This is a genomic window from Janthinobacterium sp. GMG1, from assembly GCF_034427795.1.
Lineage (GTDB): Bacteria > Pseudomonadota > Gammaproteobacteria > Burkholderiales > Burkholderiaceae_D > Janthinobacterium.
The window spans coordinates 26,464-52,418 of the sequence record NZ_JAXQNT010000011.1; the positions used below are offsets into that span (position 1 = coordinate 26,464).

Sequence of the window (25,955 nt, forward strand, 5' to 3'; positions counted from 1 at the left end):
AGAGGTGGGGCGCTTCGGTATGCGAACAAGCTATCCCAGGGGCAGGGGGGCAATAGACCGGACGCTGCTATTGCTCCGATTTTTGGCAGCGTGCGGAAAATTGCATGGTGGCGCTATTTTCGAAAGGGGAATTGAACTCGCCCTTTACCTGCGTCAAGTTGCCGGTAAAGTGCATGGTCAGCGGGCCGCTGGCCGGCCCTGCGTCATATGTGCAAGACAGGCTGTCGCCGCTTTGCCGGCAGCCGTAAAAGTTACCCGCTTTGCCGCGCCCGTCAACCAGGTGGGTGCCTTGCGCGCCATGCTGGTCGGGGGCGTCGAAGCTGAGCTCAATCGTGTGTTTCTCCGTATCATTGGGAATTTGTATGTTCCCCGTACAAGTAAAGCCCTCCATTCTTGCCGCGATGCTATCCTGGCGCTCCGTCGCCGCGACGGGGGCGGCGTTGGCGCAGGCCGCACCCAGCAGGGCTGCAACGAGCAAGCATGGGTGCGCGATGAGGTGGAACAGGTCTGTTTTCATAAGCCGCTCAATGGAAGTGGGGGAGGTGGGAAGCCAGGGGCCAGTCTAGCAGCCGGCGTGGCGCGCACGGTTCGAAATATTGTCATTTTTAAACATTTAAGATGGCCTTCAGTGCGGGCGGCTCCGCTTGCGCTACAATCGGCTCTCCTTTATTGCCACTGCCGCGCGCGGTTCTCCCTCTCCACCATGTTCCCTAAACGCCTGACCCTGCTTGCCCTGGCCGCCTTTGCGCTGGCCGGCTGCGATACCACCGCCCCGAAACCGATACAAGTATTGACGCCGCCGGAACCCACCGTCGTCACGCCGCGCAAGATCAAGATCGGCCTGGCGCTGGGCGGCGGCGCGGCGCGCGGTTTCGCGCATATCGGCGTGATCAAGGCGCTCGAATCGCAGGGCATCCAGGCTGACATCGTCACGGGCACCAGCGCCGGCAGCGTGGTGGGCGCCATGTATGCGGCGGGCAACTCCGGCTTCGCCCTGCAAAAGATGGCGTTCGACATGGACGAGGCGGCCATTTCCGACTGGGCCTTGCCCCTGTTCGGCAAGTCGTCCGGCGTGCTGAAAGGCGAAGCGCTGCAAAGCTATGTCAACAAGGCTGTCGGCGGCGTGCCGCTGGAAAAGCTGAAGATTCCGTTTGGCGTGGTGGCGACCGATTTGAAAAACGGGCAGCCGATCCTGTTCCAGCGCGGCAACACCGGCATGGCCGTGCGCGCCTCGTCGGCCGTGCCCGGCGTGTTCCAGCCCGTGACGATTGCCGGTCACATCTATGTCGATGGCGGCCTCGTCGCTCCCGTGCCCGTGCGCTTTGCGCGCGACATGGGCGCCGATTTCATCATCGCTGTGAATATTTCGTCGCAAACGGATACGCAAAAGGCCATCAGCTCGATGGAAGTGCTGATGCAGACGTTTGCCATCATGGGCCAGCGTATCAACCAGTTCGAATTGAAGGATGCGGACGTGGTGATCCAGCCCAGCCTGGGCACCATGAAGGGCAACGATTTCAACAGCCGCAACCAGGCCATCCTGGCGGGCGAGCAGGCGACCTTTGCCGTGATGGCGCAGCTCAAGCAAAAGCTGAAAGCCAAACGCGAGCAGTGATGGATAGCGCCGCCGCGCATTTCGTATACAATTTTGTTTCAACATAACAAGGATGCACCATGCAATCGAAACCGATTTTGACCCTGGACGACGTAAAGAAAATCGCTGCCGCCGCCGAAGCGGAAGCGGTCAAGAATAACTGGGCGGTCACGATCGCCATCGTCGACGACGGCGGCCACCTGCTGTGGCTGCAGCGCATGGATGGCGTGGCGCCGATCTCGTCGCACATCGCCCCATCGAAAGCCAAGACGGCCGCACTGGGCCGCCGCGAATCGCGCATCTATGAAGAGATGATCAATGGCGGCCGCGTGTCGTTCCTGAGCGCACCGGAAATCGACGGCTTGCTTGAAGGCGGCGTGCCCATCGTGTTTGATGGTCACTATGTGGGCGCCGTCGGCGTCTCGGGCGTGAAATCCGCCGAGGACGCGCAAATCGCCAAGGCCGGCATTGCGGCGCTAGTGTAAGTAGTAACCGGTATTGCTTTGCAAGCCGCTCCGCGCAAGCCGGGCGGCTAATGAGATGGTCACCCTCCACCCTATAAGTTACTAAACTTATAGGGTGTTTTCATTTCTGAAGGAGGCCATCATGGAAAACGTTACGCTCATCGGCATCGATCTCGGCAAACACAGCTTTCATGTCCACGGACAGGATCGCCAAGGTAAAACACTGCTGCGCAAGAAGTTCAGCCGCCCACAACTGATCGCGTTTCTCGCCACTTTCCATCCCTGCACCATCATCATAGAGGCCTGTGCCGGAGCGCACTTCTGGCCGGCTTTGGCCATGAGGCCAAGCTGATCTCGCCGCAGTTCGTGCGCCCCTTCGTCAAGAGCAATAAGAGCGACTTCATCGATGCCGAAGCCATTTGCGAGGCGGCCAGCCGTCCCGCCATGCGTTTTGTCACGCCCAAGAACGAGGCTCAACAGACGCTTTCGGCGCTGCACCGCGTGCGCGAATCGCTGGTACGCGAGCGTGTCAGGGCGAGCAACCAAATCCACGGCTTTCTGCTGGAGTTTGGCATCAGCTAGCCGGTTGGCCACGCTGCGATCAACAAATTGCCTTCGGTGCTGGCAGAACAGCGCCTACCAGCACGGTTGATGCTGCTGCTGGAGCGATTGCATGCCCATTTCAAGTATCTCGACAAGCAGATTGCCGATATTGAGAAGGACCTGACCCGGCAAGTGGCCGAGGACGATTTAGGCCAGCGACTCATGACAGTGCCCGGCATCGGTCCGATCACGGCCAGCGTGCTGGCCGCCGAAGTGGGTGACGGCAAACACTACCGCTGCGGGCGTGACTTCGCCGCCGCCGTTGGGCTGGGGCCACGCCAGTACAGTACCGGCGGTAAAAACAAGTTGCTGGTGCAGTGCGCGCGGGCTTACATGCAGAGGCTGGAGCGTCAACGTGGGCGCCTGGCGCAGTGGGTGCACGCCATGCTCACGCGACGCCACTCGAATGTGGTGGCCTGCGCATTGGCCAACAAACTGGCGCGCACGGCATGGGCCATCGCGGCCCACCATACCGAATTTGAAATAAAAGAGGCGCCCATGACAACATGAGGGCCTCCCAAGACTCACTGCTTTACAGCACACCTACCTGGTTTTGCGACTGCTGACATTGGATGACGTGAACGGCACACCGGCCTGACGGATAACCTGGCTAAAAAATCGGCTGTCAAAGGCCGAGCGGCTTTTAAGGACCGACAGGCGCGACTCTCATCGTGGCGCGGAGATCCATCTCCAACCAGACGCCGGATAGATTTAAGCAAGCCTACTCACATCATACAAAGTCAGCTTGCAAAAAGGAGGGTGACCATAGATTTTTCATGGGGCGCAGGATTTATGCTGCTGCGCAAAAAAAATGCCGGGCCTTCTGAATTTTCTTCCTTGTGGAAAAGCTTCCTTTTGGTTATAATTCAAAGGTTTAGCCAATCACACATATACCGTAGCGACTACCCATCCCCTCATTCAAAATGACCGTTGAAACACCCTGAGTGCATCTGGCTCGGGTAACTAGGCGGTCGGTCTGACGTGGCGCAGCTACGGTAACTTTATCAGGAGTTGCCCTTGCCGCCATTTTTTTCTGGCCCTGCCGTTCCAGCCATATTAGCGCTTGCTGATGGAACGATCTTTAAAGGTTTTTCGATCGGTGCCGCCGGTCATACCACGGGCGAGGTTGTTTTCAACACCTCGATGACCGGGTATCAGGAAATCCTTACCGACCCAAGCTATTGCCGCCAGATGGTCACCCTGACCTATCCGCATATCGGCAATACGGGCGTCAATCCGGAAGACGTCGAATCTTCCAAGGTTCACGCCGCTGGCCTCATCATCCGCGATCTGCCATTGCTGGCATCCAATTTCCGTTCCACCCTCTCCCTGTCCGACTACCTCAAAGCTGAAAATATCGTCGCCATCGCCGGCATCGATACACGCAAGCTCACGCGCATCCTGCGTGAAAAAGGTGCGCAGGGCGGCGCCATCCTCGTCGGCACGCAAGGCAACGAGCCATCCGCCGCGCAAGCGCTGGAACTGGCCCGCTCCTTCCCCGGCCTGGCCGGCATGGACCTGGCTAAAGTAGTCTCAAGCAAGGACGCCTACGAATACCGCGAAACGGAATGGACCTTGGGCCAAGGCTACGGCCAGCTGGCCGATGCGGATGCGAAGTACCACGTGGTCGCCTTCGACTACGGCGTCAAGCGCAATATCCTGCGCATGCTGACGGCACGCGGCTGCAAAGTCACCGTGCTGCCGGCGCAAGCTTCCGCCGCCGACGCCCTGGCGTTGAACCCGGACGGCATCTTCCTGTCGAACGGCCCCGGCGACCCGGAGCCGTGCGACTACGCCATCGCGGCGACCAAGGAATTGATCGAGAAGGGCATCCCGACCTTCGGCATCTGCCTCGGTCACCAGATCATGGCTTTGGCTTCCGGCGCGAAGACCCTGAAGATGAAGTTCGGCCACCACGGCGCCAACCACCCGGTGCAAGACCTGGAAACGAAACAGGTCTTGATTACCTCGCAAAACCACGGTTTCGCAGTCGACGCGGCAACCTTGCCCGCGAACTGCCGCGTGACCCATGAATCGCTGTTCGACGGTTCCCTGCAGGGCTTTGCCCGCACGGACAAGCCGGCCTTCTGCTTCCAGGGCCACCCTGAAGCGTCGCCGGGCCCGATGGATGTTGCTTACCTGTTTGACCGCTTCATCAACCTGATGGCTGCGGAGGAGAAAAAGAAAAATGCCTAAACGTTTAGATATTAAAAGTATTCTGATTATTGGCGCTGGCCCGATCGTGATCGGCCAGGCCTGCGAATTCGATTATTCCGGCGCGCAAGCGTGCAAGGCCCTGCGCGAAGAGGGCTACAAAGTCATCCTGGTCAACAGCAATCCTGCGACCATCATGACGGATCCGGAAATGGCCGACGTGACCTATATCGAACCGATCACCTGGTCGGTCGTTGAACGCATCATCGCCAAGGAGCGTCCTGACGCCATCCTGCCGACGATGGGTGGCCAGACGGCGCTGAACTGCGCGCTGGACCTGTTCAACAATGGCGTGCTGGCAAAATACAACGTCGAGCTGATCGGCGCATCGCCGGAAGCCATCGACAAGGCGGAAGACCGTTCCAAGTTCAAGGACGCGATGACCAAGATCGGCCTCGGTTCGGCCCGTTCCGGCGTGGCGCACTCGATGGAAGAATCGTGGGCCGTGCAGCGCACACTGGGCTTCCCGACCATCATCCGTCCATCGTTCACCATGGGCGGTTCCGGCGGCGGCATCGCCTACAACGAAGAAGAATTCGAAACCATCTGCAAGCGCGGCCTGGAAGCATCGCCGACGAAAGAGCTGCTGATCGAAGAATCCTTGCTGGGCTGGAAAGAGTACGAGATGGAAGTGGTGCGCGACAAGGCGGACAACTGCATCATCATCTGCTCGATCGAAAACCTGGACCCGATGGGCGTGCACACGGGCGACTCCATCACGGTGGCGCCTGCGCAAACGCTGACGGACAAGGAATACCAGATCATGCGCAATGCCTCCCTGGCAGTGCTGCGCGAGATCGGCGTCGACACCGGCGGCTCGAACGTGCAATTCTCGATCAACCCCGTCGATGGCCGCATGATCGTCATCGAGATGAACCCGCGCGTATCGCGCTCGTCGGCCCTGGCATCGAAAGCGACGGGTTTCCCGATTGCAAAAATCGCCGCCAAACTGGCCGTCGGTTTCACGCTGGACGAGCTGCGCAATGAAATCACGGGCGGCGCCACGCCGGCATCGTTCGAGCCGTCGATCGATTACGTCGTCACGAAGATTCCCCGTTTCACGTTCGAGAAATTCCCGACCGCCGACCACCACCTGACGACGCAGATGAAATCCGTCGGCGAAGTGATGGCGATCGGCCGCACCTTCCAGGAATCGTTCCAGAAAGCCTTGCGCGGCCTGGAAGTGGGCGTGGACGGCATGAACGAAAAGACCAAGGACCGCGAAAAGATCGAAGAAGAACTGGGCGAGCCTGGTCCTGAGCGCATCTGGTACGTGGGCGACGCGTTTGCCCAGGGTTTTACCCTGGAAGAAGTGCACCAACTCACCAAGATCGATCCGTGGTTCCTGATCCAGATCAAGGAAATCGTCGACCTGGAACTGTGGCTGGACACGCAGAAGCTGGAAAACCTGGACAAGAACACCCTGTACAAGTTGAAACAGAAGGGCTTCTCGGACCGCCGCCTGGGCTTTTTGCTGCAGACGACCGACACGGCCGTGCGCCAGCAGCGCCATGCGCTCAACATCCGTCCCGTCTACAAGCGCGTCGATACCTGCGCGGCGGAATTTTCGACCGACACGGCGTACATGTATTCCACGTACGACGAAGAGTGCGAATCGAATCCGACCGACAAGAAAAAGATCATGGTGCTGGGCGGTGGCCCGAACCGTATCGGCCAGGGTATCGAGTTTGACTATTGCTGCGTCCACGCTGCCCTCGCCATGCGCGAAGACGGCTACGAAACCATCATGGTCAATTGCAACCCAGAAACGGTTTCAACCGACTACGATACCTCGGACCGCCTGTATTTCGAATCCTTGACTCTGGAAGACGTGCTGGAAATCGTCGCCATCGAAAAACCGGTAGGCGTGATCGTGCAGTACGGCGGCCAGACGCCATTGAAACTGGCGCTGGACCTGGAAGCCAATGGTGTGCCCATCATCGGCACTTCGCCCGACATGATCGATGCGGCCGAAGACCGCGAGCGTTTCCAGCAAATGCTGCACAAGCTGGAACTGCGCCAGCCGCCTAACCGCACCGCGCGCACGGAAGCCGACGCCCTGGCGCTGGCGCAGGAAATCGGCTACCCGCTGGTCGTGCGTCCTTCGTACGTGCTGGGCGGCCGCGCCATGGAAATCGTCCACGAGCAACGCGACCTCGAGCGCTACATGCGCGAAGCCGTCAAGGTCTCGCACGATTCGCCGGTGCTGCTGGACCGCTTCCTGAACGACGCCATCGAGTGCGACGTCGATTGCATCTCCGACGGCGAAACGACGTTCATCGGCGGTGTGATGGAACATATCGAACAGGCTGGCGTCCACTCGGGCGACTCGGCTTGCTCCTTGCCACCATACTCGCTGGCGCCGGAAACCATTGAAGAACTGAAACGCCAGACGGCGCTGATGGCCAAGGGCTTGAACGTGGTCGGCCTGATGAACGTGCAGTTCGCGATTCAGAAGCAAGAGATCGACGGTGAAATGAAAGATGTCGTCTTCGTGCTGGAAGTCAATCCACGCGCGTCGCGCACCGTGCCATTCGTCTCGAAAGCCACCGGTCTGCAACTGGCGAAGATTGCCGCACGCTGCATGGTTGGCCAGTCGCTGGCGTCGCAAGGCATCACGCAGGAAGTCGTGCCGCCTTACTTCAGCGTCAAGGAAGCCGTGTTCCCGTTCGTCAAGTTCCCTGGCGTGGACACCATCCTCGGCCCTGAAATGAAATCGACGGGCGAAGTCATGGGCGTGGGCCTGACCTTCGGCGAAGCGTTTGTGAAATCGCAACTGGGCGCCGGCGTGAACCTGCCAAAATCGGGCAAGGTCTTCATCAGCGTGAAAGCGTCGGACAAGCCGCGCGCCGTGCAAGTAGCGCGTGACCTGGTCGAGTCCGGTTTCACCGTGGTCGCCACCAAGGGTACCGCCGCCGTGATCGCTGCTGCCGGCATCGCCGTCACGCCAGTGAACAAGGTGATCGAAGGCCGTCCGCACGTGGTCGACATGATCAAGAACCATGAAATCGTGCTGGTGATCAACACCGTGGAAGAAAAGCGCAGTGCCATCGTCGATTCGCGGGCCATCCGCACTTCGGCCCTGGCGTCGCGCGTGACGACCTACACCACCATCGCCGGCGCGGAAGCGGCCGTCGAAGGCATCCGCCACCTGGATGAGCTGCGTGTGTACGATTTGCAAGGTCTGCACAAGACCTTGAACTAAGTGCGTTTGCAGTGGCCGCCGTTAGGCGGTACACTGCATGCTTATCAACCACAGAGTTCCGTGCAGAGCAGCGCGCGGCCTCTGTGGTTTTCACTTGGTAAGTCCGTTAACCGTGGCAAAACGCGGACAACGGCGCCGATAACTAGCAGATAGTAGAGATAACATGACCTCAGTCCCATTGACCAAATACGGCGCAGAACTCCTGAAGGAAGAGCTGCATCATTTGAAGACCAAGGAACGCCGCATCGTCATTGATGCGATCGCCGAAGCGCGTTCGCACGGAGATTTGTCGGAAAACGCCGAGTACGATGCCGCCAAGGAACGCCAGGCCTTCGTCGAAGGCCGCATTGCCGAGCTCGAAGGCAAGCTGGGTGCAGCGCAAATCATCGACCCGACCGCGCTCGACGCGGAAGGCCGCGTGGTGTTTGCCTCGACCGTGAACCTGGAAGACCTGGAATCGGGCCAGAAAGTCACGTACCAGATCGTCGGCCTCGATGAAGCCGACTTGAAAAAGAACAAGGTTTCCGTGACGTCCCCGATCGCCCGCGCGCTGATCGGCAAGTACGCCGGCGACGTGGTGGAAGTGCAGGCGCCGTCCGGCCCGCGCGAATACGAAATCCTGGAAGTGCTGTACATCTGATGCTCGTCCGCGTGCGCCTTCTCGTTGCCACCCTGTGGGCCGGCAGCCTGTGGACCATCGGCTTCATCGTGGCGCCCACCCTGTTCGGCACCCTGAGCGACCGCGTGCTGGCGGGCAATATCGCCGGCAGCATGTTCCGCGCCGAGGCCTGGCTGTCGATCGCCTGTGCGCTGATTCTGCTGGCCTTGCTGCAATGGGCGCCCGGCGCGCTGGAACTCAAGCGCCGCCGCCTGCTGGGCGCGCTGGTGCTGTCGATGCTGGTGTGTGCGCTGCTCAGCCATTTCGGCATTTCGCCGCTGATGGCCGAGCTCAAGGCGCAGGCGCCTTCGGGCATCATGGATGATGCCATGCGCAGCCGCTTTGGCATGCTGCATGGCGTGTCGACCCTGATCTTTGCCGTGCAGAGCCTGCTGGCGGGCGTATTGATCTGGAAACAACAGTAGTTTGATGTCAGTAAAGTAATCGCATGAAAAAAGCGGAGCAGGGGATATCCCGTGCTCCGCTTCTTGTTTCAAGCCCGGCCGCCTTGCGGTTGCCGGGTGAACAGGCTTACTTGCTGCCCAGTGCGCTTTTCTTGGCGCTTTTCTGACGTGGCTTGGCACGCTTGATGGAACCGCCTTCGGTAACGCGCTCATTGCCCTTGATCATGACTTTCGTCACGCTCGGGCGCTTGGTGCCGCTGGCGCTGGCCTTGACGATGGTCACTTCGCGCATGCCTTTGCCGGCGCTGACCTTCTCCTTAACCACTTCTTTTTTCGGACGGTAGATTACCAGCAGTTTGCCAATATGTTGTACCGGGGCGGCGCCGAGATTGCCGCAAATCGTATCGTACATTCCGACGCGGGCTTCGCGGTCGTCGCCGAACACGCGGACTTTAATCAGACCGTGCGAATCCAGGCCAAGGTCGATCTCTTTGAGGACAGCAGGTGTCAAGCCCGCTTCGCCAATAATGACGATAGGCTTCAGCGCGTGTGCTTCGGCGCGCAGTGCGCTGCGCTCTACGGGTGTAAGTTTTAGCATAATAATATTTAGTAATTCCCTTAAAAGCAGTATTCTACGCGAATGGCAAAGAAGAAATTAAACAAAAACTGGTTGCACGACCACATAAATGATCCTTATGTGAAGTTGGCGCAAAAAGAGGGCTACCGCGCCCGGGCAGCATACAAGCTCAAAGAAATCGATGAAGACGAAAAACTGATCAAACCTGGCCAGGTGATTGTCGACCTTGGTTGCACTCCCGGCAGCTGGGCCCAGTACACGCGGCGCAAGCTGGCCGGCAAGGACGGCGGCGGGGTCAATGGTACCCTGATTGGCCTGGACATGCTGGAAATGGAGCCCATCGCCGATTTCCACTTCATCCAGGGCGACTTCCGCGAAGCGCGCGTGCTGCGCCAGCTGGAAGTGGTGTTGCAGGGCCGCAAGGTTGACCTGGTCCTGTCGGACATGGCGCCCAACCTGTCGGGCATCGCCACGGCGGATGCCGCGCGCATGGAACATTTGATCGACCTGGCCATCGAATTTTCGCAATTGCACCTGAAGCCGTCTGGCGTGCTGCTGGTGAAATGCTTTAAAGACATGGGTTTCAGCCAGATCGTGGAGAAATTCCGCGCCGAATTCAAGGTCGTGGTGCAGAAAAAGCCCAAGGCCAGCCGCGATAAATCGTCGGAAATCTTCCTGATGGGTCGTGGAATCAAGAATCCGCTGAAAAATGCCGTGGAAGAAGATGATTCCGCCCTTGATATTTAAGCGGGAATCCGCACATGGGAACGAGAAGTGCAGTAGCGTCTGATGGCATAAAAGCCTAAATTGTTTATACTGCATTTTTTTACGTGAACGCGATTTTTTCGCGCGCACGGATCGGCGGGCTTTGGCACGGCCCGCTTATTGCGAGTAAAATCGTGTTTCTAGCTATAGGTAAAGAGATGCGCACTGCATCCAAGGAGTCTTCGTGAATAACATGTTTTCCAAATCTGCCATCTGGGTAGTCGTATTGCTGCTGTTGTTCATGCTGTTCAAGCAATTCGACAGTCATGGCGCCACAGGCGGCAGCAAGGCCATCGCTTATTCCGATTTGCTGGATGAAGTCAAAGCCAAGCGCGTCAAGGATGTCGTGATCGAAGGTTCGTCGATCACCGCCAAGCTGATGGACGACACCAAGGTGCGTACCACCGCCACCAGCCTCGACAAGGGCCTGATCGGCGACTTGCGCGACAATGGCGTGCATTTCGATGTGCGTCCGCCTGAGGAAGCGTCTTTCCTGCAAACTATTTTTGTTTCCTGGTTCCCCATGCTGCTGTTGATCGGCGTCTGGGTCTTCTTCATGCGTCAGATGCAAGGCGGCGGCAAGGGCGGGGCATTCTCGTTCGGCAAGTCGAAGGCACGCATGATGGATGAAGCCAGCAACACCGTCACCTTCGCCGATGTCGCCGGTTGCGACGAAGCGAAAGAAGAAGTCAACGAAGTAGTCGACTTCCTCAAGGATCCGAGCAAGTTCCAGAAACTGGGCGGCCGCATTCCCCGCGGCGTGCTGATGGTCGGTCCTCCGGGCACGGGTAAAACCCTGCTGGCGCGCGCCATTGCCGGTGAAGCCAAGGTGCCGTTCTTCTCGATTTCCGGTTCCGACTTCGTGGAAATGTTCGTCGGCGTGGGTGCCAGCCGCGTGCGCGACATGTTTGAAAACGCGAAAAAGCATTCGCCATGCATCATCTTCATCGATGAGATCGACGCTGTCGGCCGTCACCGCGGCGCCGGCATGGGCGGCGGCAATGACGAGCGCGAACAGACCTTGAACCAGTTGCTGGTCGAGATGGACGGTTTTGAAGCGAACTCCGGCGTGATCGTCGTGGCCGCCACCAACCGCGCCGACGTGCTCGATAAAGCCTTGCTGCGTCCGGGCCGTTTCGACCGTCAAGTGTCCGTCGGCTTGCCCGATATCCGCGGCCGCGAGCAGATCTTGAACGTGCATATGCGTAAAGTGCCTATCGGTACCGACGTGAAAGCCGATATCCTGGCCCGCGGCACCCCTGGTTTCTCGGGCGCGGACCTGGCCAACCTGGTCAACGAGGCAGCCCTGTTTGCCGCACGCCGCAGCAAGCGCCTGGTGGAAATGGCCGACTTCGAAGATGCGAAAGACAAGATCTACATGGGTCCTGAGCGTAAATCGATGATCATCCGCGAGGAAGAGCGCCGCAATACGGCTTACCATGAGTCCGGTCACGCCGTCGTCGCCAAGTTGCTGCCGAAGGCCGATCCCGTGCATAAAGTGACGATCATGCCGCGTGGCTGGGCCCTGGGCCTGACGTGGCAGCTGCCGGAACACGACAACTTGTCCGCCTACAAGGACAAGATGCTGGAAGAAATTTCCATCCTGTTCGGTGGCCGTATCGCCGAAGAGATTTTCGTGGGACAAATGTCCACCGGCGCGTCGAACGACTTCTCGCGTGCCACCAAGCTGGCCCGTTCCATGGTGACCCGTTTCGGCATGTCCGACAGCATGGGCGTGATGGTCTACGAAGACAGTGAAAACGAAGGTTTCTTCGGTGGCGCCACCAAGACGATCTCGGAAGCGACCCAGCAAAAGGTCGATGCTGAAATCCGCAACATTCTCGACAAGCAATATGCTTTGGCGCGCACTTTGTTGGAAGGCAACCGCGACAAGGTTGAAATGATGACCAAAGCCTTGCTGGAATGGGAAACCATTGATGCAGAGCAAATCAATGACATCATGGCCGGCCTGGAGCCGCGTCCACCGAAAGTCATTCCGCCACGCCGCAATGCGGGCGGTGATAGCGGCACGGGCGGCATTTCGCCTAACGTGACGGCGCCAGCCTGATAACGGCCGCCCTGACCGGCGGCGCGTAATCAAAAGGGTAAGGAGCAATCCTTGCCCTTTTTCGTTGGCGCGCCAGATTTCCCTGACGACTACAAAGATTCACATGCGACACTATTTGCAATTCGGCCGTTTCGGCTTCAACCTGTCCGGCACGCAGGCGCTGGTGATGGGCATCCTGAACATCACGCCCGACTCGTTTTCCGATGCGGGCCAGTATCAACACCTGGAATTTGCCCTTTCGCGGGCCGAGCAGATGATTGTGGATGGCGTCGACATCATCGACATCGGCGGCGAATCGAGCCGTCCCGGCGCGCCGCCGCTACCGCTGCAGGACGAGTTGCAGCGCGTCATGCCGGTGCTGTACGCCTTGCGCGATTGCGGCAAGCCGCTGTCCGTCGACACCTATAAACCCGAAGTGATGCGCGAAGCCATCCTGGCGGGCGCCGACATGATCAACGATATCAACGGTTTCCGCGCGCCAGGCGCCATCGACGCCGTGCGGGACAGCGATTGCGCGCTGTGTATCATGCACATGCAGAACGTGCCAGAAACCATGCAAGCCCAGCCGCAGTACGAGGACGTGGTGCGCGAAGTCATCGACTTCCTGCGTGAACGCATCGACACGATGACGGCGGCCGGCATCGCCCGCGAACGCCTGTGCGTCGATCCCGGCTTTGGTTTTGGCAAGACGGTGGAACAGAACTATGCTTTGCTGCGCGCCACGCGCCAGTTGCACAGCGAGCTGGAGCTGCCCGTACTGGCCGGCTTGTCGCGTAAGTCGATGATCGGCGCCGTCACGGGACGTCCCGTCGAGCAGCGCCTGGCCGGCAGTGTTGCCGGTGCGCTTGCTGCGGTAGCGCAAGGTGCGGAAATTATCCGTGTGCATGATGTAGCTGAAACCGTCGATGCACTGAAGGTCTGGCGCATGGCACACTGAGCCTGTAAGATTTATCATAAACAACAAAAAGAGAAATACTATGACGCGTAAATATTTTGGCACCGACGGCATCCGCGGCCTGGTGGGCACGGCTCCGATCACCCCCGATTTCGTCATGCGCCTCGGCTATGCGGCCGGCAAGGTGCTGGCCAAGTCGCAAGGCGGCAAGACGCGCCCGACGGTGCTGATCGGCAAGGACACGCGCATTTCCGGCTACATGCTGGAAGCGGCGCTGGAAGCGGGCCTGTCGGCCGCTGGCGTGGACGTGATGCTGGCCGGCCCCATGCCGACCCCGGCAATTGCTTACCTGACGCGGGCGCTGCGCCTGTCGGCCGGTGTCGTCATTTCCGCCTCGCACAATCCCTACCATGACAATGGCATCAAGTTCTTTTCCGGCCAGGGCACCAAGCTGCCCGACAGCGTGGAACTGGAAATCGAAGCGGCGCTCGACGAACCGATGGCCTGCGTGCCATCTGAAAAGCTGGGCCGCGCCAAGCGCCTGGACGATGCCCAGGGCCGCTACATCGAATTTTGCAAGGGCACCTTCCCGAACGAGCTGGATCTGCGCGGCCTGAAGATCGTCGTCGATTGCGCACACGGCGCCGCCTACCATATCGCGCCGCACGTGTTCCATGAGCTGGGCGCGGAAGTCATCGCCATCGGCAACAAGCCCGACGGTTTCAACATCAATGCGGGCTTCGGCGCCACGGCAACCAAGGCCATGGCCGAAGCCGTCGTCGAGCACGGCGCGGACCTGGGCATCGCCCTCGATGGCGACGCCGACCGCCTGATCATGTGCGACGCCACGGGCCGCCTGTATAACGGCGACGAGTTGTTGTACGTCATGGTCAAGGACCGCCTGGCGACAGGCCCCGTGGCCGGTGCCGTCGGCACCTTGATGACCAACATGGCGCTGGAAGTGCTGTTCAAGCAGCAGGGCATCGGCTTTGCGCGCGCCAAGGTGGGCGACCGCTACGTGCTGGAAGTCATGAAGGAAAAGGGCTGGATACTGGGCGGCGAAGGCTCCGGCCATTTGCTGTGCCTGGACAAGCACACGACGGGTGACGGCATCGTCTCCGCGCTGCAAGTATTGTCCGCGCTCAAGCGCAGCGGGCAGAGCCTGCAGCAATGCCTGGCCGAGCTGGTGCTGTTCCCGCAAACCCTGATCAACCTGCGCGTGGCGCCCGGTTTCGACTGGCAGAAAAATGCCGCCATGGTGGCCGAGAAAGAACTGGTCGAGGCCGAGCTGGGTGACACGGGCCGCGTGCTGATCCGTGCTTCGGGCACGGAACCGCTGATCCGCGTGATGGTGGAAGCGAAGGACAAGGACAAGGCCGAGAGCATGGCGCGCCGCATCGCCGATAAAGTGGCTGTGTAAAGGCAGGCGCCGATAGTTATTTCCATCTAATTCGTCTATGGCAATTGACGAAATTGGGTGGGGGCGTTATTATCTTGTCTTCGGAGTGTGGCGCAGCCCGGTAGCGCACCTGGTTTGGGACCAGGGGGTCCAAGGTTCGAATCCTTGTACTCCGACCAAAGTCATAAGCGGGCTGTCAGAAATGACAGCCCGTTTTCTATTCCGCGCCAGCATTTCATTGCTGGCGCGCATGGACTAAAATACTGCACCTCTCCGCCCATCGTTCAACGGATAGGACAACGGTCTTCTAAACCGTGAATGGGGGTTCGATTCCCTCTGGGCGGACCAGTTTCATACTGGCCACGGCTTGCGCCATGCGGCCGCATCTTCTCTCTTCCTGTCTGTCAGCACGCGGCCCTAAGGCTGCGCAAACAGCACCACGCTCAGCAAATACAGCAGCGGCACGGCGCACAGCAGCGTAGACAACACCGACAGCATTTTCTTGCTCGCCAGGCGTGCCAGGCGCAGCCGTTCGCGCGCAGGCAAATGCCGGCGGACCAGGTCGCGCGCGCGCGGCTGGAATGGTGATTCATGCATGTGAACTCCCTCGCAACGATGGCTGATGATGTCGGCCAGCATAGCGGGAGCGGCATAAAGGCGGTGTAAAGAGTGGGCGGCGCGGCGCAAGCGCGCTGTAAACATGGATGCGCCGGCGCCGTGTTGCGGGCCTTGCCCGATGCTCTTATTTTGCCTGGCGGCGGCGCGCCAGGATGCCGAGCAGGCCCAGGCCGGCGAGCAGCATGGCATAGGTTTCCGGTTCAGGTATGGCGGAAACATAGGCGCGGTAATTGCTCAGGTCCTTGGGCAAGCCCTCTACCGTGAAGGTCGTGCCGGCTGCGACGGGAGCGGCCCAGTGGAAGACCAGTTCGCCCTGGCCGAAATGGATGGCCAGATAGTCATAGGCCGCCGCGCTCGTGAAGGAATTCCCCCCGCCGCTGGCGCCTGCCGTGGTGCCGGCGGTACAGCCCGAAGTGGCATTGTCGCAAAATGAGACGGCCGCACCCAGGCTGGTGCCGAAAACGCTGTTGATTTGGCTCTGGATGTTGGCTGGACTCTGCGGCACGAGATTGTCGTCATAGTATTTCACCATGGTGGCTGGCGACGGCGAGTAAGTGACTGTGCTGCCTTCGATGCTGAAACCGCTGGCCGGTCCCACGTCGATCCATGTAGCTGCCTGTGCCATGCCCATCAAGGCCGTAAGGGCGGCCAGTATGGATGTCCGTATGGCAATGCTTGTTATGCTTTTCATGAAAATCCCCTTTGGTTTTATTGCAGGCATTTCACTGCTTCAGGGTGCGCGCCGTCCTGTCAGGGAGGTCAACTTGTCGCCCGTTCGCCTTTGCGTGAGTACGCATATGCAAGCTTAGTCTCGATGCAAGCTAATGTAATTTAAATAATTCTATTGGCTTAGTTGGCAATGTCGCATACGGCTATGTATGGCTGTGCCAGCGAGCGGTCGCGCGGCGATCAGGAGCGGCGTGACAAGACACGCCGCTTTGTGCTGGAGGGAGGAGGAAGACGCAGGAGGGGGGGCTTCAGTCGTTGCTGACGCCAAACAGGCGATCCTTGGCGTTGAGCAATTTTTGCACCTTGGCGCCCATTTTCATCAGCTGCGCCATCGATTCGGGCGACAGGCGCTGCAAGTCGTCGAACCAGGTGTTGGCCAGGTCGACCAATTCATACATTTCCCGCATGCGCTCCTGCGCATACTGGTCGACGGGTTCCGTGGCCGGCGCCAGCAGCGATTCGCGCAGCACCGTCAGGGTGGGCGCCACTTCGCGGCGGCGGCGTTCGGCGGCCACCACGCGGAAGATTTGCCACACATCGCCCAGCGAGGAAAAATACTCGCGCCGGTCGCCGGGGATGCGCGACTGGCGGATCAAGCCCCAACCCTGCAATTCCTTCAGGCCGATGCTCACGTTCGAGCGCGAAAAACTCAGGTGTTCCGCGATTTCATCCGCGTGTAAAGGATGCTCCGCGACAAACAACAAGGCGTACACTTGCCCCACTGTGCGGTTAAAGCCCCAGCGGCTGCCCATCTCGCCGAAATGGCTGACGAAGGTCAGGATCAGCGGCGTCATTTGGATATGTTGAGTTTTCATAATTATCTGAATTTTTTCACGCCACACCCGCAGGGTCAATTGATATATGTCATGTTTCGCAGTATTATACAAAATATCGAATTTACAGAAAATTCTGAAAACTCAAAAAGTATAGAGATGCCGACCACGCCACTGTCCTTGCCCCGCTTTATCCTTCCCCGTGCCGCCAGCCTGGCGCAGGGCGGCGCCGCCTTGCTGTGGCTGCCGCAAGCGGCCTTGCTGGCCTGGGCCGTGCAAGCCATGCTGGACGGTGCAGCGTGGCGCGCGGCCCTGCTGCCGGCCGCTGGCGTGTTGCTGCTGGGCGTGCTGCGCGCCGGTTGCGAAGCGTGGGGCGCGCGGCGCATGTATGCGGCGGCGCGCGCGCACCTGTCCACCTTGCGCGCGCAAGTGGCGCAAGCGCTGGCGCAGCGTTCGCCGCTGGACCGCCAGCGCGCCCAGTCGGGCCAGGCGGCCTCCGTCATCGCCGAACAGGCCGAAGCCATCGTGCCGTATCTGGTGCGCTACAAGCCGGCGCGCTGGAAAGTCATGCTCGTGCCGCTCGTGATCCTCGCCGTGGTGACGCCGCTGTCGTGGATCGCCGCCTTGATCCTGCTCATCGCCGCGCCCCTGATTCCCGTCTTCATGGCCCTGGTCGGCATGGGCGCACAGGCGGCCAGCCGCGCGCAGATGGTGGAAATGGGCAGCATGAACGCGTTTCTATTGGACCGCCTGCGAGGCCTGGCCACCCTGCGCGCGCTCGACGCCGTCGACGCTACGGCCGCACGGCTGGACGCCTCGTCGCAATCCGTGCGCCGGCGCACGATGGTGGTGCTGCGCATCGCCTTTTTGTCGTCCGCCGTGCTGGAACTGTTTTCCGCGCTGGGCGTGGCCATGGTGGCCGCGTTTATCGGTTTTTCCTTGCTGGGGAGCATCAATTTTGGCACCTGGGGCCGGGAACTGACGCTGGGGCAGGGCTTGTTCATCCTGCTGCTGGCGCCCGCTTTCTTCGAACCGCTGCGCGAACTGGCCGCCGTCTGGCACGACAAGGCGGCCGGCGAAGCGGGCCTGGCCGGCCTGCACGACCTGGCGGGGGAGGGCGTAGCCCTGCCTGGCGCCGCTGTGGAAGTGGCTGCCGTTTCCGCCGCCGCCATGGCGGTGGCGCCGCCGCCTGCCGTGGAACTCCATCAACTGCGCTTCGCCCACCCCGGCGAGGCGCCCGTATTCGACCACTTTGACTTGAGCGTGCGCGCCGGCGAACACGTGGCCCTGCTGGGCGCCAGCGGCGCCGGCAAGACCACTTTGCTGTCGCTGCTGGCCGGCTTGCTGCCCGCCAGCGGCGGCGAGATCCGCATCGGCGGCGTGCGCCTGACCGACAGCACCGTCAATACTTTGCGCCAGCGCATGGCCTGGATGGGCCAGCGCCCCCACGTGTTTGCCGCGTCCGTCAGCCAGAATGTGACCCTGGGCCGCGCGGGCGCCAGCGCTACGCAGGTGACGCAGGCGCTGCACCTGGCCGACCTGGCTGCCGTGGCGCAGGCGCAGCCGGCCGTCATGCTCAGCGATGGCGGCCAGGGCTTGTCCGGCGGCGAAGCCGTGCGTCTGGCCCTGGCCCGCGTGGCCCTGCATCCGCATGCCGATTTGCTGCTGGTCGATGAACCGACGGCCCACCTGGACAGCGAAACGGCGGCGCGCGTCACGGACGCCTTGCTGGCACTGGCGAAAGGCAAGACGATGATCGTCGCTACGCACGATCCCGTGCTGGCCGGCCGCCTGCAGCGCACGGTGCAGGTCGATGTCCGGGCGCAGGTACAGGAGCAGGAACAGGAACAGCAGGCATGAAAACTTCCCTCATATCGAACCCCGTCCTGCGGCAATTGCTGCTGGCCCAGCCCGGCAAGCTGATCGGCGGCGCCTTGCTGGCGGCCCTGACGGCGGTGTCCGGCATGGCCTTATTGGGCTTGTCCGGCTGGTTCATCACGGCCACCTCGATTGCCGGCCTGCACGCTTCGACGGCGATCCTGTTCGACGTCTTCGGTCCGTCGGCCGGCATCCGCCTGCTGGCCATCGGCCGCACGGGTTCGCGCTATGCGGAACGCCTCGTCACGCACGACGCCACGTTCGCTGCGCTGGCCAGCATCCGCGTGCGGCTGTTCCGTGGCTGGTCGCGCCCGGAAGCGGCCAGCCGGCTGCTGCGCCAACCCGCCAAGCTGCTGTTCCGCCTGACGGCCGATATCGACGCGCTCGAATCACTGTATTTGCGCCTGCTCGTGCCTGCCTTCACGGCCTTGTGCGTAGCCTTGCTGGCCGGCGTGGCGCTGGGCGTGATGCAGTGGCAACTGGGGCTGGGCCTGGCCGCGTGGCTGCTGGCCGCCGGCGGCGGCATCAGCTGGGTCGTGGCGCAACGCGCGCGCCGCCCCGCCATCGTGCGTTCGCGCGCCATCGAAAAATTGCGTTCCGGCACCATCGACCTGGTGGCGGGTCAGACGGACCTGGTGATGGCGGGCCGCATCGACGCCCAGTGCGCGGCGTTGGCGCAGATCGACCGTTCGCTGGCGCAAGCCGATTTCGCCCTGCTGCGCCTGGAGACTGCCGCCGGCGCCGCGTATGGCGTGGCGGGCAGCGCGACTCTGGCAGGTGTGCTGCTGGCCGTGGCCGTGCTGGTGCAGCAGCAAACGATGAGCGTGCCGCTGGCTGCCCTGGCCCTGTTGATTGCCCTGACGGCCGTGGAACCGTTCGCGGGACTGCGCCGTGGCGCGCTGGAAGTGGGCCGCATGCTGCTGGCCATGCGCCGTCTGGCGCCGCGCCTCGATGGAGAAGATGTAGTTGCGCCGCCCGTCGACGCCGCGCCGGGCTTGCGCCTGGAACACGTCAGCGCCGCGCATGCTGGCAGCCACGTTGCCATCTTGCACGACGTATCGCTGCACATCGCCGATGGCGAGCGCGTGGCCTTGATCGGCCCCAGCGGCGCGGGCAAGTCCACCTTGCTGGCCCTGGCCGCGCGCGAGCTGGCGCCCCTGTCGGGCAGTGTCCACGCCGGACGCGCCTGCCTGTTCACGCAGAAGACGGAATTGTTCCAGGACAGCTTGCGCGACAACCTGCGCCTGGCCGACCCATCCGCCAGCGATGCGCAGCTGTGGGCGGCGCTGCAATCGGCCGGCCTGGACGAGGAGGTGCGGGCCTTCGCGGACGGCTTGGGCACCATGCTGGGCGAGGGCGGCCTGGGCTTGTCGGGCGGCCAGGCGCGGCGCCTGGCGCTGGCGCGGCTGTTCCTGCACGAATCGACCTTGTGGCTGCTGGATGAAGCGACGGAAGCGCTGAATGCGCAGACGGCGAACGATGTCTTGCAGCGCCTGCGGGCGCGCAGCGAAGGGCGCAGCTTGCTGATCGCAACCCACTTGCGGCGCGAAGCGGCGCTGGCGGACCGGCTGGTCAGCCTGCGTGATGGCCGCATCGTGGGCGACGCGCGCCGTGGCACGCCAGCCTTCGAGACAGCCTTGGCGGGCTTGCGGGGAGACTAAGAACGGAGACACAGGCGGTACCGCAGGCCAGCTTGTGGGCGGCGGAACCAATCGAATCGCATCAGATAGATACCAAGTTTACAATTACAGTAGGGAAACACCAAGGAAATCATATGGACTTCGATATTGTCGCTTTATCCAGACTGCAGTTCGCGCTGACAGCTCTGTACCACTTTATATTCGTTCCGCTGACGATCGGCCTGTCAGTGATCCTCGCCATCATGGAGACGGTTTACGTGATGACGAACCGCCCCATCTGGCGCGACATGACCAAGTTCTGGGGTGTCTTGTTCGGCATCAACTTCGCCATGGGCGTGGCGACGGGCATCGTCATGGAATTCCAGTTCGGCATGAACTGGAGCTATTACAGCCATTATGTGGGCGACATTTTCGGCGCGCCGCTGGCCATCGAGGGCTTGATGGCCTTCTTCCTGGAAGCGACCTTCGTCGGCCTGTTCTTCTTCGGCTGGGACAAGCTGTCGAAGCGGGGCCACCTGGTCACGACCTGGCTGGTGGCCATCGGTTCGAACTTCTCGGCCCTGTGGATTTTGATCGCCAACGGCTGGATGCAAAATCCCGTCGGCGCGGCCTTCAATCCGCAAACCATGCGCATGGAAGTGACGGATTTCGGCGCCGTGCTGACGAATCCCGTTGCTCAGGCGAAATTCGTGCACACGGTGTCGGCCGGCTATACGGCCGCTGCCATCTTCGTGCTGGGTATTTCCGCCTGGTATCTGCTGAAAGGCCGCCACGTGCAACTGGCCAAGCGTTCGATGACGGTGGCTGCCTCGTTCGGCCTGGCCGCCTCGCTGTCGGTGGTGGTGCTTGGCGATGAAAGCGGTTACCTGTCGTCGGAACACCAAAAGATGAAGCTGGCCGCCATCGAAGCCATGTGGACCACGGAGCCGGCCCCGGCCGCCTTCACGGCCTTCGGCTTCCCTGACGCGAAAGCGCGCGAGACGCATTACGCCGTGCACATCCCGATGGTGATGGGCTTGATCGGCACGCGTTCGCTGACGACGGAAATCCCCGGCATCGAGCAGCTGGTCGACCGCGGCGAACTGCTGATCAAGGATGGCATCAAGGCATATGACGCGCTGCAAACCATCCGCAGCGTGGCGCCCGGCGCGCCCGTGCCGCAGGACGCGAAAGACATGTTCGAGTCGAAAGGCCAGTCCATGGGCTATGCCTTGCTGCTGAAACGCTACGTCGATGACCCGCGCCAGGCCACGCCCGAGCAGATCCGCATGGCCGCGCTCGATACCGTGCCGCCCGTGGCGCCCCTGTTCTGGTCCTTCCGCGTGATGGTGGGCCTGGGCATGTTCTTTATCTTGCTCACCGGCACTTTCTTCCTGCTGTCGACGCGCCGCACCCTGGACAAGCACCGCTGGCTGCTGAAGCTGGCCGTGTTCGCCATTCCGCTGCCATGGGTGGCGATTGAGGCGGGCTGGATCGTGGCCGAAGTGGGTCGCCAGCCGTGGGTCATCGAAGGCGTGCTGCCGACGGCCGTGGCCGTCTCGAACCTGGGCGCTTCGACCCTCTTGATCACGATTGCCGGCTTTGCCGCCATCTACACCGTGCTGTTGATTATTGAAATGAAGCTTATGCTCAAGGCCATCCGCAAGGGGCCGGAAGAGAAGGCGCCGGCCCCCGTGCCAGCGGCCGCAGCCATTCATACTCAACGCGCCTAAGGAGGGCCGGACCATGATTTTGCATGAAATGATTTCTTACGAAACACTGCGCCTGATCTGGTGGCTGCTGATCGGCATCCTGCTGGTGGGCTTTGCCATCACGGACGGCTTCGACCTGGGCACGGGCATTTTGCTGCCCTTCGTCGGCAAGACGGACCTGGAACGCCGGGTCGTCATCAACAGTATCGGTCCCGTGTGGGAAGGCAACCAGGTGTGGCTGATCCTTGGCGGTGGCGCCATCTTCGCCGCCTGGCCGCAACTGTACGCCGTCTCGTTCTCGGGCTTTTATCTGGCCATGTTCGTTATCCTCGTGGCGCTGATCGTGCGTCCCGTGGCGTTCAAGTTCCGCAGCAAGCGCGAAGACCCGCGCTGGCGCGCCCGCTGGGACGCGGCCCTGTTCGTGGGCGGCTTCGTGCCGGCCCTGATCTGCGGCGTGGCGATCGGCAACGTGCTGCAGGGCGTGCCGTTCCGTTTCTCGCCAGATATGCACATCTTTTATGACGGCACCTTCTTTGCGCTGCTCAACCCGTTCGCCCTGCTGTGCGGCCTCGTCTCGGTCGCCATGCTGGTGATGCACGGCGCCACCTGGCTGCAGCTGAAGACGGACGGTGCCGTGGCCGAACGGGCGCGCCGCTACGGCAGCGTGGCGGCAATCGCCACGGTCGTGCTGTATGCGCTGGCCGGCGTGGCCCTGTGGCTGTGGGTCGATGGCTACCGCATCAGCAGCACGGTGGTGGTCGACGGTCCGTCGAACCCGATGCTGAAAACGGCGGAAGTGCACGTGGGCGCCTGGTTCCTCAACTTTGCCGCCCATCCGTGGACCTGGATCGTTCCAGCGCTGGGCCTGCTTTGCCCGCTGCTGGCCTTTGCCTTCCAGCGCGCGCGCCGCGAAGTGCCCGCCTTGCTGGCCAGCGCGGCCGGCATCGCCGGCATCATCCTCGGCGTGGGCGCGGCCATGTTTCCGTTCATCCTGCCTTCGTCGATCGACCCGCGCGCCAGCCTGACGGTGTGGGATTCCTCGTCCAGCCACATGACCCTGTTCATCATGCTGGTCGTCACGGCCGTCTTCATTCCCCTCATCGTGGCGTACACGACGTGGGTCTATAAAGTGCTGTGGGGCAAGGTCGATGCAAAAGCAATCAAGGACGACAGCGGTCACGCCTACTAAGAATTTACGAAAGGAATAACTATGTGGTATTTCGCCTGGATACTGGGTCTTCCGCTGGCGGCGACCTTCGCCGTGCTCAATGCGATGTGGTATGAGGTCGCCGACGGCGACACGACGCCCGAGCAGTACCGCGACACGTCCAACTAGGACGGCGTCGGCTTGACTGGCCCCGCCCCGTGCATATGCATCGGGCGGGGCTTTTGCTTTTTATCAAAGCAAGATGAATTCGCCGCGGATGCGCAGCTTCATGCCGCGCGGCGCGTCGGCGCCCGCCGCCACGGCCCAGGCCGTGATCCATTGCGCGCAGCGTTCGCGCTCGGCCGCATCGTGCAGGCGCTGCAAACGCGCATCGGCCCTGTCGATGCGCTGGGCCAGATACAGGCGCTGATCCATGGGATCCGTCTTTTTGCTGTAATGCTGCATGGCGATTCCTTTCCGCGTGGTAACGTCGTTCGGTCATGGCATAGCCATGTACGCGGGGGCGGGGCGTCCGGATTCAGTTTCAGCAAAAAAAGAAGCCACCGCAAGGGTGGCTGTTGGGGCGTGTATCAGGAAGGTGTCTTGCCGGCTGGTTTTGGGGTGGCAATGGCGATCGGGTCGCTGGCCGGAAAGCTTTCCTTCAGCGCTTCATCGAGTGCTTCCTCGGCATGGCCTTCATTGGCCGGCGTGGGCGAATCGCGCTCCGGCGGCGGGGCGGGTGCGGTGGCGGCGTTGGTGCTCGAATGCATGGTGATCCCCTTGTGGTGGTGCGCCAGTCGGCCGGGGGGCCATGGCGCGTGCTGATGCTACCAGCCTAGCACATCGCGCAAAAAAAGCGCGCCCGCTGCGCCCGCCGAAGGGGATGACGATGGCGTCTGCTACACTGCGCTCCACTTTTATCGATGGAACCGCCATGACCTCCCTATCTCTGCCATACCGCACCACCGCAATCGAAGCCTGTGCCTGGCTGGCGCAAGAGACGGGCACGCCGTGGACCCTGGCGCGTTTGCTGGAGCAGGGCGGCTTGCCGTATGTCTGGCTTGATTACAGCGAAGCATGGGCCGAGCTGTTCCATGACGGCGTGACGCGCTATGCGGCGCCCATCGTGTTTATCGAGGACAAGCAGCACCTGGTCTCGGGCGCGGACGCTTCGGGTGCGGACGATGTGTGGCTGCGTTTTACGCGCGATTCGGGCAACATCGCCATCGAGCTGAAGGCGCCGGGACTGCGCGTGCCCCTGGACGGCTTGCACTTCCAGGAGCGCGATCTGTTGCGTTTGCTCAAGCAGTTGCAGCATCCGCAGCCCGATGAAGCACAGGCGGACAAGGCGCCCGTGGTCTTGCCCAGCGCCCTGAAGGGTCTGGGGCGCGAGCAGATTTTGCTGGCCTTTGCCGGCGTGGGCAAGGTCGACCTGGAGCAGGGACTGGCCAGTGGCGTGGGCATCTTTGGCGACGATGGCGCCCGCGTGCGCAAGAATTCGCGCGGCGGCAAGAACAGCCACCTGTGGCATCCGGTGACGTTGGCGTTCGGCTTGCACGACGTGCACCGTGTGCCCATGGCGCACCTGAAGAAGGCGTTCGCCACGCAACCGTTGTTGCGCGAATGGAAGGCGGACTGGCTGGAATCGCTGCGCCTGCTGGGCGAGTAGCAAGATCAATCAATCAAGCCTGCCGCGCCGGCATCTTGTTCGCCGGCATCAGCCTTGCGATCGATTATTCGCTTTCTTCGATTCGGCCGCCGCATTGCGTATAGCAGGCTCTGTAGTCTGACTCGCATTGCCACGTTCCAGAAGGGCTGGAGGAACAATATTGGCGTTTCTTCGAGCACAGTTCCCGGTCCGCATCGGTTTTCGCCACTGCCAGGCAGATGGAAACCGTACTGACGTTGCGCATCTCACAAGCTTGTGCCTGGGCCGCAGCAAGCTGCTCCTTGCCGGCAATGCATATTTGTTGATTGGTCCCGCAGCTCGTCACGCATTGACGCCCCGCATCGGAGTCCGGGGGAATAAAGCGATAGCTGGTGCAGCCCGCCAAGGTGATGGCGAAACAAATCGCTGCGGCAAGGCGGAACAAGAAGGAATGGTGGATTTGCAAGGTACGCATGGTCGAAAAGGGCTTTCCCGTGTAGATGAATTGGCTTGAATATCGTGAATATTGATATTCTGACAGGCGATCATTTCAAGAACAACGCGCTGCAATAATTGTTACATCTTGGCGGGAGGCGGTTTTACAGTTCGATGGGCGCCACTTCGGTGCCGATATCGGGCGCAGCGTAATGCATGCTGAAATACACGAAGGCGCCGATATTGATGGCGACCGTGATCCAGAACACGATGCGGAACGAGCGTTTGCTGGACTTGTGGCGCAGCCATTGCTGGGCCAGCACGGCGCCAGGCCAGCCGCACAGCAGCCCCAATAGCAGCAGGGTGCGTTCCGAGGTGCGCCAGCGGCCCTCTTTTGCGGCCGATTTGTCGATCGCATAGGCAACGAAACAGCTCAGGCTGAGCACGCCATACACGAGGGCGACCAGGGCGGGGATGTGGAAAAAGAAGGTGGCCAGCAAATACAGAACGACAAAGAACAGGATGACAAGATAGGGCATAGTAGGTGTTT

The 25,955-nt window shown here is 61.3% G+C and carries 25 protein-coding genes, 2 tRNA genes and 1 pseudogene; 19 read left to right on the forward strand and 9 right to left on the reverse strand.

Annotated elements, in window-relative coordinates; all coding sequences use genetic code 11:
* Nucleotides 1–67 precede the first annotated feature (67 nt).
* A complete protein-coding gene (locus SJI03_RS23685) occupies nt 68–517 on the reverse strand; it encodes a hypothetical protein (RefSeq protein WP_322428842.1) in 450 nt (149 codons plus the stop codon).
* A gap of 186 nt (nt 518–703) precedes the next feature.
* On the opposite strand from SJI03_RS23685, the gene SJI03_RS23690 reads away from it, so the two are divergent.
* From SJI03_RS23690 to SJI03_RS23720, 7 genes and pseudogenes are all read left to right on the forward strand, one after another.
* Nucleotides 704–1,615, forward strand: coding sequence for a patatin-like phospholipase family protein (locus tag SJI03_RS23690; RefSeq protein ID WP_322428843.1), 912 nt, complete (start codon nt 704–706; stop codon nt 1,613–1,615).
* Between the two features lie 59 nt (nt 1,616–1,674).
* Nucleotides 1,675–2,079, forward strand: coding sequence for a GlcG/HbpS family heme-binding protein (locus SJI03_RS23695; RefSeq protein ID WP_034757420.1), 405 nt, complete (start codon nt 1,675–1,677; stop codon nt 2,077–2,079).
* Between the two features lie 121 nt (nt 2,080–2,200).
* A pseudogene (locus tag SJI03_RS23700) lies at nt 2,201–3,171 on the forward strand (IS110 family transposase).
* 507 nt (nt 3,172–3,678) lie between these two features.
* Nucleotides 3,679–4,857 (forward strand): glutamine-hydrolyzing carbamoyl-phosphate synthase small subunit, encoded by a 1,179-nt coding sequence (carA, locus tag SJI03_RS23705; RefSeq protein WP_176388329.1) that lies wholly within the window; start codon nt 3,679–3,681, stop codon nt 4,855–4,857.
* Nucleotides 4,850–8,080 (forward strand): carbamoyl-phosphate synthase large subunit, encoded by a 3,231-nt coding sequence (gene carB, locus SJI03_RS23710; protein WP_034786033.1) that lies wholly within the window; start codon nt 4,850–4,852, stop codon nt 8,078–8,080. Before carA ends, carB begins: the two co-directional genes overlap by 8 nt.
* A gap of 163 nt (nt 8,081–8,243) precedes the next feature.
* Nucleotides 8,244–8,720 carry a transcription elongation factor GreA gene (greA, locus tag SJI03_RS23715; RefSeq protein WP_010397233.1) on the forward strand — a complete coding sequence of 159 codons (477 nt, stop codon included), beginning with the start codon at nt 8,244–8,246 and terminating at the stop codon, nt 8,718–8,720.
* The gene (locus SJI03_RS23720; RefSeq protein WP_322428844.1) at nt 8,720–9,163 is read left to right on the forward strand and encodes a DUF4149 domain-containing protein; all 444 of its coding nucleotides are present in this window, start codon (nt 8,720–8,722) and stop codon (nt 9,161–9,163) included. The genes greA and SJI03_RS23720 overlap by 1 nt, the downstream gene beginning before the upstream one ends.
* Before the next feature lie 106 nt (nt 9,164–9,269).
* Here SJI03_RS23720 and SJI03_RS23725 read toward each other — a convergent pair whose 3' ends face one another.
* Nucleotides 9,270–9,740 carry a YhbY family RNA-binding protein gene (locus tag SJI03_RS23725; RefSeq protein WP_010397237.1) on the reverse strand — a complete coding sequence of 157 codons (471 nt, stop codon included), beginning with the start codon at nt 9,738–9,740 and terminating at the stop codon, nt 9,270–9,272.
* Nucleotides 9,741–9,782: 42 nt separating this feature from the next.
* Here SJI03_RS23725 and SJI03_RS23730 point away from each other — a divergent pair, with 42 nt between their 5' ends.
* The 6 genes from SJI03_RS23730 (at nt 9,783) to SJI03_RS23755 (ending at nt 15,194) form a co-directional block, all read left to right on the forward strand.
* Complete coding sequence (locus SJI03_RS23730; RefSeq protein WP_034757436.1) at nt 9,783–10,466, forward strand: RlmE family RNA methyltransferase; 684 nt, start codon at nt 9,783–9,785, stop codon at nt 10,464–10,466.
* Between the two features lie 202 nt (nt 10,467–10,668).
* Nucleotides 10,669–12,552, forward strand: coding sequence for an ATP-dependent zinc metalloprotease FtsH (gene ftsH / locus SJI03_RS23735; RefSeq protein WP_099379575.1), 1,884 nt, complete (start codon nt 10,669–10,671; stop codon nt 12,550–12,552).
* A 103-nt stretch (nt 12,553–12,655) separates the two neighbouring features.
* Nucleotides 12,656–13,489 carry a dihydropteroate synthase gene (folP, locus tag SJI03_RS23740; RefSeq protein ID WP_322428845.1) on the forward strand — a complete coding sequence of 278 codons (834 nt, stop codon included), beginning with the start codon at nt 12,656–12,658 and terminating at the stop codon, nt 13,487–13,489.
* Between the two features lie 40 nt (nt 13,490–13,529).
* The gene (glmM, locus tag SJI03_RS23745) at nt 13,530–14,867 is read left to right on the forward strand and encodes a phosphoglucosamine mutase (RefSeq protein ID WP_099379573.1); all 1,338 of its coding nucleotides are present in this window, start codon (nt 13,530–13,532) and stop codon (nt 14,865–14,867) included.
* 81 nt (nt 14,868–14,948) lie between these two features.
* Nucleotides 14,949–15,025, forward strand: a tRNA-Pro gene (locus SJI03_RS23750).
* Nucleotides 15,026–15,119: 94 nt separating this feature from the next.
* Nucleotides 15,120–15,194 (forward strand) — tRNA-Arg (locus SJI03_RS23755).
* A 69-nt stretch (nt 15,195–15,263) separates the two neighbouring features.
* Here SJI03_RS23755 and SJI03_RS23760 read toward each other — a convergent pair.
* The 3 genes from SJI03_RS23760 to SJI03_RS23770 form a co-directional block, all read right to left on the reverse strand.
* A complete protein-coding gene (locus SJI03_RS23760; protein ID WP_322428846.1) occupies nt 15,264–15,443 on the reverse strand; it encodes a hypothetical protein in 180 nt (59 codons plus the stop codon).
* 145 nt (nt 15,444–15,588) lie between these two features.
* Complete coding sequence (locus SJI03_RS23765) at nt 15,589–16,155, reverse strand: PEP-CTERM sorting domain-containing protein (protein ID WP_322428847.1); 567 nt, start codon at nt 16,153–16,155, stop codon at nt 15,589–15,591.
* A gap of 286 nt (nt 16,156–16,441) precedes the next feature.
* Nucleotides 16,442–16,987 (reverse strand): GbsR/MarR family transcriptional regulator, encoded by a 546-nt coding sequence (locus SJI03_RS23770; RefSeq protein WP_199534463.1) that lies wholly within the window; start codon nt 16,985–16,987, stop codon nt 16,442–16,444.
* A 138-nt stretch (nt 16,988–17,125) separates the two neighbouring features.
* On the opposite strand from SJI03_RS23770, the gene cydD reads away from it, so the two are divergent.
* The 5 genes from cydD (at nt 17,126) to cydX (ending at nt 23,511) form a co-directional block, all read left to right on the forward strand.
* Entirely contained in the window at nt 17,126–18,826 is a 1,701-nt protein-coding gene (gene cydD, locus SJI03_RS23775; RefSeq protein ID WP_322428848.1) for a thiol reductant ABC exporter subunit CydD, read from the forward strand.
* The gene (locus SJI03_RS23780) at nt 18,823–20,505 is read left to right on the forward strand and encodes an amino acid ABC transporter ATP-binding/permease protein (RefSeq protein WP_322428849.1); all 1,683 of its coding nucleotides are present in this window, start codon (nt 18,823–18,825) and stop codon (nt 20,503–20,505) included. The genes cydD and SJI03_RS23780 overlap by 4 nt, the downstream gene beginning before the upstream one ends.
* A gap of 113 nt (nt 20,506–20,618) precedes the next feature.
* Entirely contained in the window at nt 20,619–22,196 is a 1,578-nt protein-coding gene (locus SJI03_RS23785; protein WP_322428850.1) for a cytochrome ubiquinol oxidase subunit I, read from the forward strand.
* A 13-nt stretch (nt 22,197–22,209) separates the two neighbouring features.
* Complete coding sequence (cydB, locus tag SJI03_RS23790) at nt 22,210–23,364, forward strand: cytochrome d ubiquinol oxidase subunit II (protein WP_322428851.1); 1,155 nt, start codon at nt 22,210–22,212, stop codon at nt 23,362–23,364.
* 21 nt (nt 23,365–23,385) lie between these two features.
* Nucleotides 23,386–23,511 (forward strand): cytochrome bd-I oxidase subunit CydX, encoded by a 126-nt coding sequence (cydX, locus tag SJI03_RS23795; protein ID WP_099379566.1) that lies wholly within the window; start codon nt 23,386–23,388, stop codon nt 23,509–23,511.
* Between the two features lie 63 nt (nt 23,512–23,574).
* Here cydX and SJI03_RS23800 read toward each other — a convergent pair whose 3' ends face one another.
* A complete protein-coding gene (locus SJI03_RS23800) occupies nt 23,575–23,787 on the reverse strand; it encodes a hypothetical protein (protein ID WP_035817803.1) in 213 nt (70 codons plus the stop codon).
* 125 nt (nt 23,788–23,912) lie between these two features.
* Nucleotides 23,913–24,092, reverse strand: a complete 180-nt coding sequence (locus tag SJI03_RS23805) for a hypothetical protein (RefSeq protein WP_099379565.1) — start codon at nt 24,090–24,092, stop codon at nt 23,913–23,915.
* Nucleotides 24,093–24,256: 164 nt separating this feature from the next.
* On the opposite strand from SJI03_RS23805, the gene SJI03_RS23810 reads away from it, so the two are divergent.
* Nucleotides 24,257–24,991: a hypothetical protein gene (locus tag SJI03_RS23810; protein WP_322428852.1), complete on the forward strand. Its 735-nt coding sequence runs from the start codon at nt 24,257–24,259 to the stop codon at nt 24,989–24,991.
* A gap of 64 nt (nt 24,992–25,055) precedes the next feature.
* Here SJI03_RS23810 and SJI03_RS23815 read toward each other — a convergent pair whose 3' ends face one another.
* Together SJI03_RS23815 and SJI03_RS23820 are read right to left on the reverse strand one after the other, a co-directional pair.
* Entirely contained in the window at nt 25,056–25,445 is a 390-nt protein-coding gene (locus tag SJI03_RS23815; RefSeq protein ID WP_158301303.1) for a hypothetical protein, read from the reverse strand.
* Nucleotides 25,446–25,569: 124 nt separating this feature from the next.
* Nucleotides 25,570–25,944 carry a DUF1294 domain-containing protein gene (locus tag SJI03_RS23820; protein WP_322428853.1) on the reverse strand — a complete coding sequence of 125 codons (375 nt, stop codon included), beginning with the start codon at nt 25,942–25,944 and terminating at the stop codon, nt 25,570–25,572.
* Nucleotides 25,945–25,955 lie beyond the last annotated feature (11 nt).